This is a genomic window from Falsiroseomonas stagni DSM 19981 (assembly GCF_900114315.1).
GTDB classification, from domain to species: domain Bacteria; phylum Pseudomonadota; class Alphaproteobacteria; order Acetobacterales; family Acetobacteraceae; genus Falsiroseomonas; species Falsiroseomonas stagni.
In genome coordinates, this window is record NZ_FOSQ01000001.1 from 1193225 (window position 1) to 1199467 (window position 6243).

General features: G+C 73.9%; 7 protein-coding genes. 6 read left to right on the top strand and 1 reads right to left on the bottom strand.

The annotated features are described in order from the left end of the window. Positions 1–21 precede the first annotated feature (21 nt). The 6 genes from BM041_RS05565 to BM041_RS05590 all read left to right on the top strand — a co-directional run bounded on the left by BM041_RS05565 (position 22) and on the right by BM041_RS05590 (position 5426). Complete coding sequence (locus BM041_RS05565) at positions 22–729, top strand: glutathione S-transferase (RefSeq protein ID WP_092956581.1); 708 nt, start codon at positions 22–24, stop codon at positions 727–729. Between the two features lie 76 nt (positions 730–805). Continuing rightward, entirely contained in the window at positions 806–1717 is a 912-nt protein-coding gene (locus BM041_RS05570; protein WP_175533754.1) for a LysR family transcriptional regulator, read from the top strand. 149 nt (positions 1718–1866) lie between these two features. Further along, positions 1867–2907, top strand: coding sequence for a Bug family tripartite tricarboxylate transporter substrate binding protein (locus tag BM041_RS05575; protein WP_217648618.1), 1041 nt, complete (start codon positions 1867–1869; stop codon positions 2905–2907). Positions 2908–2915: 8 nt separating this feature from the next. Beyond that, positions 2916–3296: a VOC family protein gene (locus tag BM041_RS05580; protein ID WP_245761937.1), complete on the top strand. Its 381-nt coding sequence runs from the start codon at positions 2916–2918 to the stop codon at positions 3294–3296. Beyond that, complete coding sequence (locus tag BM041_RS05585; RefSeq protein WP_092956589.1) at positions 3289–4512, top strand: CaiB/BaiF CoA transferase family protein; 1224 nt, start codon at positions 3289–3291, stop codon at positions 4510–4512. The genes BM041_RS05580 and BM041_RS05585 overlap by 8 nt, the downstream gene beginning before the upstream one ends. Next, entirely contained in the window at positions 4512–5426 is a 915-nt protein-coding gene (locus BM041_RS05590; protein WP_175533755.1) for a hydroxymethylglutaryl-CoA lyase, read from the top strand. Before BM041_RS05585 ends, BM041_RS05590 begins: the two co-directional genes overlap by 1 nt. Positions 5427–5665: 239 nt before the next feature. Here the strand turns inward: BM041_RS05590 and BM041_RS05595 are convergent. Further along, positions 5666–6243, bottom strand: a 578-nt coding sequence (locus BM041_RS05595; protein ID WP_217648619.1) for a hypothetical protein, incomplete at its 5' end; no start/stop codon positions are given.

A 6243-nucleotide genomic window follows, 5' to 3' on the forward strand; every position in this document is an offset into this window, starting at 1 on the left:
GCCAGCAGGAAGGTCAGCGCCATGTCCGCGACGAAGCCGCGCAAGCCCCCGGTGAAGCCCGCCCCGCCGGCCGCCATCCTGCGCATCTCCAGCCGCAACTACTCCTCCTGGTCGCTCCGCGGCTTCCTCATCGCCCGCCTCTCCGGCCTGCCCTTCCGCGTCATCACCGTCTCCCCGGATGATCCCTCCACCCGCGCGGAACTGCTCAACAACGCCTCCTCCATCCTGCTGCCCTGCCTGGAGCATGACGGCGCGGAGCTGTGGGACACGATCGCCATTGCCGAATACCTGAACGAACGCTTCCCCGAGGCGCGGATGATGCCGGAGGACCGCATCGCCCGCGCCCGCTGCCGCGCCATCAGCGGAGAGATGCATGCGGGCTTCCACGCGCTGCGCTCCTCCCTGCCGTTCAACCTCCGCGCCAGCATCCCGAGCTTCACCGTCTGGTCCGCCGCCCGCGGCGACCTCGACCGCATCTTCTCCCTCTGGCGCGACTGCCTGGCGCAATGGGGCGGCCCCTGGCTGTTCGGCGACCGCCCGACCATCGCGGATGCCATGTACGCCCCCGTCATCATGCGCGCCCGCACCTACCATGTGGCGCTGGACGAGACCTGCGAGGCCTATGCCCGCACCATCGAGGCCTGGCCCGACCTGCGCGAATGGATCGCCGCCGCGCTCGACGAACCGGAGCCCCGGATCACGGAACTCGAACTCGACGCGGAGTTCTGACGGCAGGGCGCCGCGAAGGCCCCGTGACGCGCGCGCCCTTTCGCGCGAGGTTGCGCCGGGGGAAGGGGGCCGCCGCATGAAGCCACGCTACCGGCCCAACTGGGCGACGCTCGGGCTCGATCTCGTCACGCTGCGGATCTTCGCCGCGGCGGCCGAGGAACGCAGCCTGGCGCGCGCCGCGGAACGCGAGCACATCGCGCAATCCGCCGTCAGCCGCCGCATCGCGGAACTGGAAGGCCGCGTCGGTGTGCAGTTGCTGCGCCGCCATGACCGGGGCGTGGAGCCGACGGCGGCGGGGCTGATGCTGCTCGACCGCCTGGCCGATCTCTTCGGCCTGCTGGAACGGATGGCCGCGGAACTCGATGCGCATGCCGGGGGGGCGCGCGGCAGCGTCGTGCTGCATGCCAACATCTCCGCCATCAGCGGCAGGCTGCCGGACCTGCTCTCCTCCTTCCTCCAGGCGCATCCCGGCCTGCGCGTCTCGCTGGAGGAACGCACCAGCGTCGAGATCCTGCACGCCGTGCAGACCGGCGTCGCGGAACTCGGCCTCTTCTCCGCCACCGTGCCGGTGCCGGAGGGGCTGACCGTGCTGCCCTGGCGGGAGGATCCCCTCATGGTGCTGCTGCCCCCCGGCCATCCCCTGGCCGCGCGGGCGGGGCTTCGCCTGGCCGATCTGCTGGACGAACCCTTCGTCGGGCTGCAGGACCCGAGCGCCCTGCAACGCCTCTACCGGGCGGAGGCCGCGCGGATCGGCGGCCATCTCCGCGAACGCGTCCTGGTCGCCAGCTTCGACGGCGTGCGGCGCCTGGTGGAGGCCGGGCTCGGCCTGTCGATCCTGCCGGCCGCCGCGATGCCCGCCGGCGGCGCCCTGCCCACGCGCCGGTTGGAGGAGCCCTGGGCGGTGCGCCCCCTCGCGCTCTGCCTGCGGCAGCCGGAAGGGCTCTCCGCCGCGGCGCGGCTGCTCGTGGGGCACCTGACTTCGCCATAGCGGGCGGGGGCGGCTTGCCGATCCGCGACGCCTGCCGTGCCGCATGACGACTGGAGCGGCGCGGGCCCCATCGGCAGGGTGCCCGCGCCGCAAGCGCCGGAAGGCCGCCGCGGCGACGTCCAGGACAACAAAGCCAGCGGAGCCGAACCGTGCCCCATCGTCCCGTATCCCCGCCGGATCGACCCGCCCCTGCCGGCCGCGCCGCCCCGCGGCCATCCTGCCATCCCGGGCGCCGCACCCTGCTGGCCGCCTTCGCCGCCGCCGCCGCCCTGCCGGCGCGCGCGCAGGATTTCGCACCGGGCCGCCCCGTCACCCTCGTCGTGCCCAGCGCCCCCGGCGGCACCACGGATTTCGCCGCGCGCCTGCTGGCGGAACCGCTCAGCCAGCAGCTCGGCGTGCCGGTCCTCGTCGACAACCGCGCCGGGGCGAATGGCGTGATCGGCGCGCAGGCCGTGATGCGCGCCAGGCCGGACGGCCACACGCTGCTGGTGCAGTATTCCGGCTTCCATGTCGGCGCCCCGGCGGTGGTCCGCAACCTCGGCTGGAACCCCCGCACCGACGTGGTGCCCATCGGTCTGCTGATGGACGTCCCGCAGGTGCTGCTGCTGCATCCCTCGGTCCCCGCCCGGACGCTGGCGGAGCTTGTGGCCTACGCCAAGGCGAATCCGGGCAAGCTGAACTACGCCTCCTCCGGCAATGGTTCGGTGCAGCATCTCGGCACCGAACAGTTGAAGCGCCTGACCGGCATCCAGCTTGAACACGTGCCCTATCGCGGCGCCGGCCCGGCGATGCAGGACCTGCTGGCGGGCCGCGTGGAGATCTTCCTGACCACGCCGCCGCCGGCGCTGCCCTTCATCCAGAACGGCCAGCTGCGGGCCCTGTTCCTGTCGGCGCAGGAACGTCACCCCGTGCTGCCCGGCGTGCCCACCGCCGCCGAGGCCGGGCTGCCCGGGCTGAGCGCGGAGGCCTGGTTCGGCCTCTTCGCGCCGGCCCGCATGGCGGAGCCGCTGGTCGCCCGCCTCGCCGCGGCGGTGGATGCGATCATCGCGTCGCCGGACTACCGCGGCCGGGCCGAGGCGCAGGGCGCGGCGATGCGGCGCATGACCCCGGCCGAGTTGCAGGCGCGGGTCGAGCGCGAGCTGGTGGAATGGGCCGAGGTCGTACGCGCCATGAACATCCCGCAGGAATGACCGCCGCCGTGATCGACCGCCTCGACCATCTCGTCCTGACCGTCGCGGACGCCGCGCGGACCATCGATTTCTACGTCCGCGGCCTCGGCATGCGGGAGGAGCGCTTCGGCGGCGGAAGGCTGGCGCTGTCCTTCGGCCGGCAGAAGATCAATGTCCATGTCGCGAAGGAGGCACCGATCCTGCCGCGCGCCGCGCAGCCCGCGCCCGGCAGCGCCGATCTCTGCCTGATCGCCGCGATCCCGCTGCCGGAGGTCGAGGCGCATCTGAAGCGGGAGGGTTTCGCCATCGAACTCGGCCCCGTGCCGCGCACCGGCGCGACGGGGCCGATCACCTCCCTCTACCTCCGCGATCCCGACGGCAATCTGGTGGAGGTCTCGACCTATGGCTGAGGGCACCGGCCCGCTCGCGGGGCTGCGCGTGATCGAGCTTGGCCATTTCGTCGCGGCGCCCTTCTGCACGCGGCTGCTGGGCGATCTCGGCGCCGATGTCATCAAGGTGGAACCGCCCGGCGCCGGCGATCCCGTGCGGCAATGGGGCGCGCGGGTGAAGGGCCAATCCGCCTGGTGGTCCGTCCATGCCCGCAACAAGCGCTGCATCACGCTCGACCTGAAGAAGCCGCGGGCGAGGGAGATCGTGCTCCGCCTGGTCGCGCGATGCGACGTGCTGGTGGAGAATTTCCGCCCCGGCCAGCTCGATCGCCTCGGTCTGTCGGAAGAAGCGCTGCGGGCCGCGCGGCCGGACCTCGTGATCGCGCGCATCTCCGGCTATGGCCAGGACGGGCCGCAGCGGGACCGCGCGGCCTTCGGCGTGATCGGGGAGGCCGTGGGCGGCCTGCGCCACCTGACCAACCACCCCCCCGGCACCACGGAGCTGCCGCCGGTGCGCGTCGGCATCAGCATCGGCGACAGCGTCGCCGGCATCTACGCCGCCTTCGGCATCATGGCCGCGCTGTGGAAGCGGGACGCGGCCGGGCGCGGCGATGGGCGGGGCAGGGGCCTCGATGTCGCGCTGACGGAATCGATCTTCAGCCTGCTGGAAGGCGCGCTGCCGGAATACGGCGCGCTCGGCACCGTGCGTCAGCCCACCGGCGGCGGCATCGCGACCGCCGCGCCCACCAACGCCTACCGGTCCCGCGACGGAATCTGGGTGCTGATCGCCGCCAATTCCGATCCGCTGTTCCGCAAGCTCGCCACGCTGATGGGCCAGCCGGAACTGGCGGAGGACCCGCGCTTCCTGGGCAACCAGGCCCGCGTCGCCAACAGCGCGGCGCTGGACGAGGCGATCGGCGCCTGGGCCGCGCGGCTGGAGGCGGCAGAGCTGGAGCGGCTGCTGGAAGCCGCCGACGTGCCGGCGACGCGGGCCTACACCATCGCGGATTGCGCGGCGGACCCGCAATTCCGCCACCGCGGCATGGTGCGCCAGGTGGAGGATGCGGCACTCGGCCCCATGCTGCATCCCGGCATCGTGCCGCTGCTGCCCGACGATCCCGGCGCGGTGCGCTGGGCCGGCCCGCCCGTCGGCGCCCATACCGGGGAGGTCCTGGCCGGCCTGCTCGGCCTCTCGGCGGCGGAGATCGCCGCGCTGCACCAGGAAGGGATCTGCTGATGGACGCCGTGGAGATCGTGGAGGTTGCGCCGCGCGACGGCTTCCAGCCCATCGGGCCGTGGATTCCGACCGCGACCAAGATCGACTTCCTGCGCCGCCTGGCCGCCACGGGCCTGCGGCGGATCGAGATCGGCTCCTTCGTCAGCCCGACCGCCATCCCGCAGCTGCGCGACGGCGCGGCGCTGGTGGAGGCCGCCGCCGCCATCCCCGGCCTGCGGCCGCAGGTGCTGGTGCCGACGGCGAAGCGGGCGAGCGAGGCCCTGGCGGCGGGGGCGCGCTTCCTGGTCTATGTCCTCTCGGCGTCGGAATCCCACAACCGCAGCAATGTCCGCCGGTCGGTCGCCGAATCGGTGGAGGATTACGCGCGCATGCTCGATGCGCTGCCGGCCGATGCGGAACTGCGCCTCAACCTCGCCACCGCCTTCGACTGCCCCTTCGAGGGCCGGATGCCGGTCGGGCCGGTGCTGGACCTCATCCGCCGCCTTGCCGCGCTGCGGCCGGATATCGAGATCTGCCCCTGCGACACGACGGGCCGGGCGACGCCGGACCATGTCGCGGCGCTGGTCGCGGCGGCGCGGGCCTGCTGCCCGGAGGTGACGGCCTGGGCCTATCACGCCCACGACACCTACGGCCTGGGGCTGGCGACGACCTTCGCGGCCTACCAGGCGGGGGTGCGGGTGTTCGACGCGGCCGCGGGCGGGCTGGGCGGCTGCCCCTTCGCCCCGGGCGCGACCGGCAATGTCGCGACCGAGGATGTGGCCTGGATGTTCGGGCGCATGGGCATCGCGACCGGCGTGGATGTCACCGCCCTGCTGCCGGTCGCCGCGGATGCCGCGGCGCTGCCGGGCGCGAGCAGCGGCGGCCGCGCGCGGGTCGCCCTGCTGTCGGCGACGGAACGCTGCGCGGCGGGGTAGGGGAGGGGCCAGCCCCTCCCCGGCGGCGCGGGATGCCGCGCCAGGCGGATCGCGGACCACCGGTGGATGGCCCCGATCGCGCGGCGGCGTGGGGCCTGACGGCAGCCCTCCGCTGCCCGCGTGGCAGCCGGAAGGCCAGGAAGCCGGCTGGCGCCCGGGCCAGGCCTCGCCCCGGGCGCGGCGGCCAGCCGTGCCGCCACGGCGCGCTTCGCCGGTTGCGGAAGGCGCCATCGGGGGCGTCAGGCGGTATCCGGCGCCGGCCGCGATCCGTCCTGGGTCGCCTGCAACGCCTTGGCGACGGCCCGCCGCACCGGTTCGAGAAAGGGGGCGTCCTCATGCGCGGCCAGATGAGCCGCCAGCTTGGCCAGCGCCGCCTGCGCGGTTGCCCATGCCGCGGGGGAGGGCGCCGCTGCTGCCGCCTTGTGTGTCTCGGCCAAGGCCTCGATGAGACGAAGTGCTTCCTGCCACGCCGGCGGCATCTCGTCCGCCACCGCCTCTGCGCCGAACTCGGCCAGCACGGCAGTGAACTCGCCCTCGCGCCCCGCAGCCTGCAAGGCTTGCGCGCAGTCCCGCAGCAACGCCCGCAAGAGCTGGCCGAAGGCCGCCGGATGGGCTGCGGCAAGGGGCCGCAGGGCTCGCGCTGCCTCCAGGAAGCACGCCACCGCGCCATCGGCGTCTCCGGCCCCCAGCAGTGCCCGGCCTCGTCCGCCAAGGGCCGTGATGAGGTTGGGGAGGAAGGCGTCGCGGTTCTTCGCGACAAGCTCCCGATAGAGTTCGACCGCCTCCTTGCTCACCGCCATCGCCTCCTCCCGGCGGC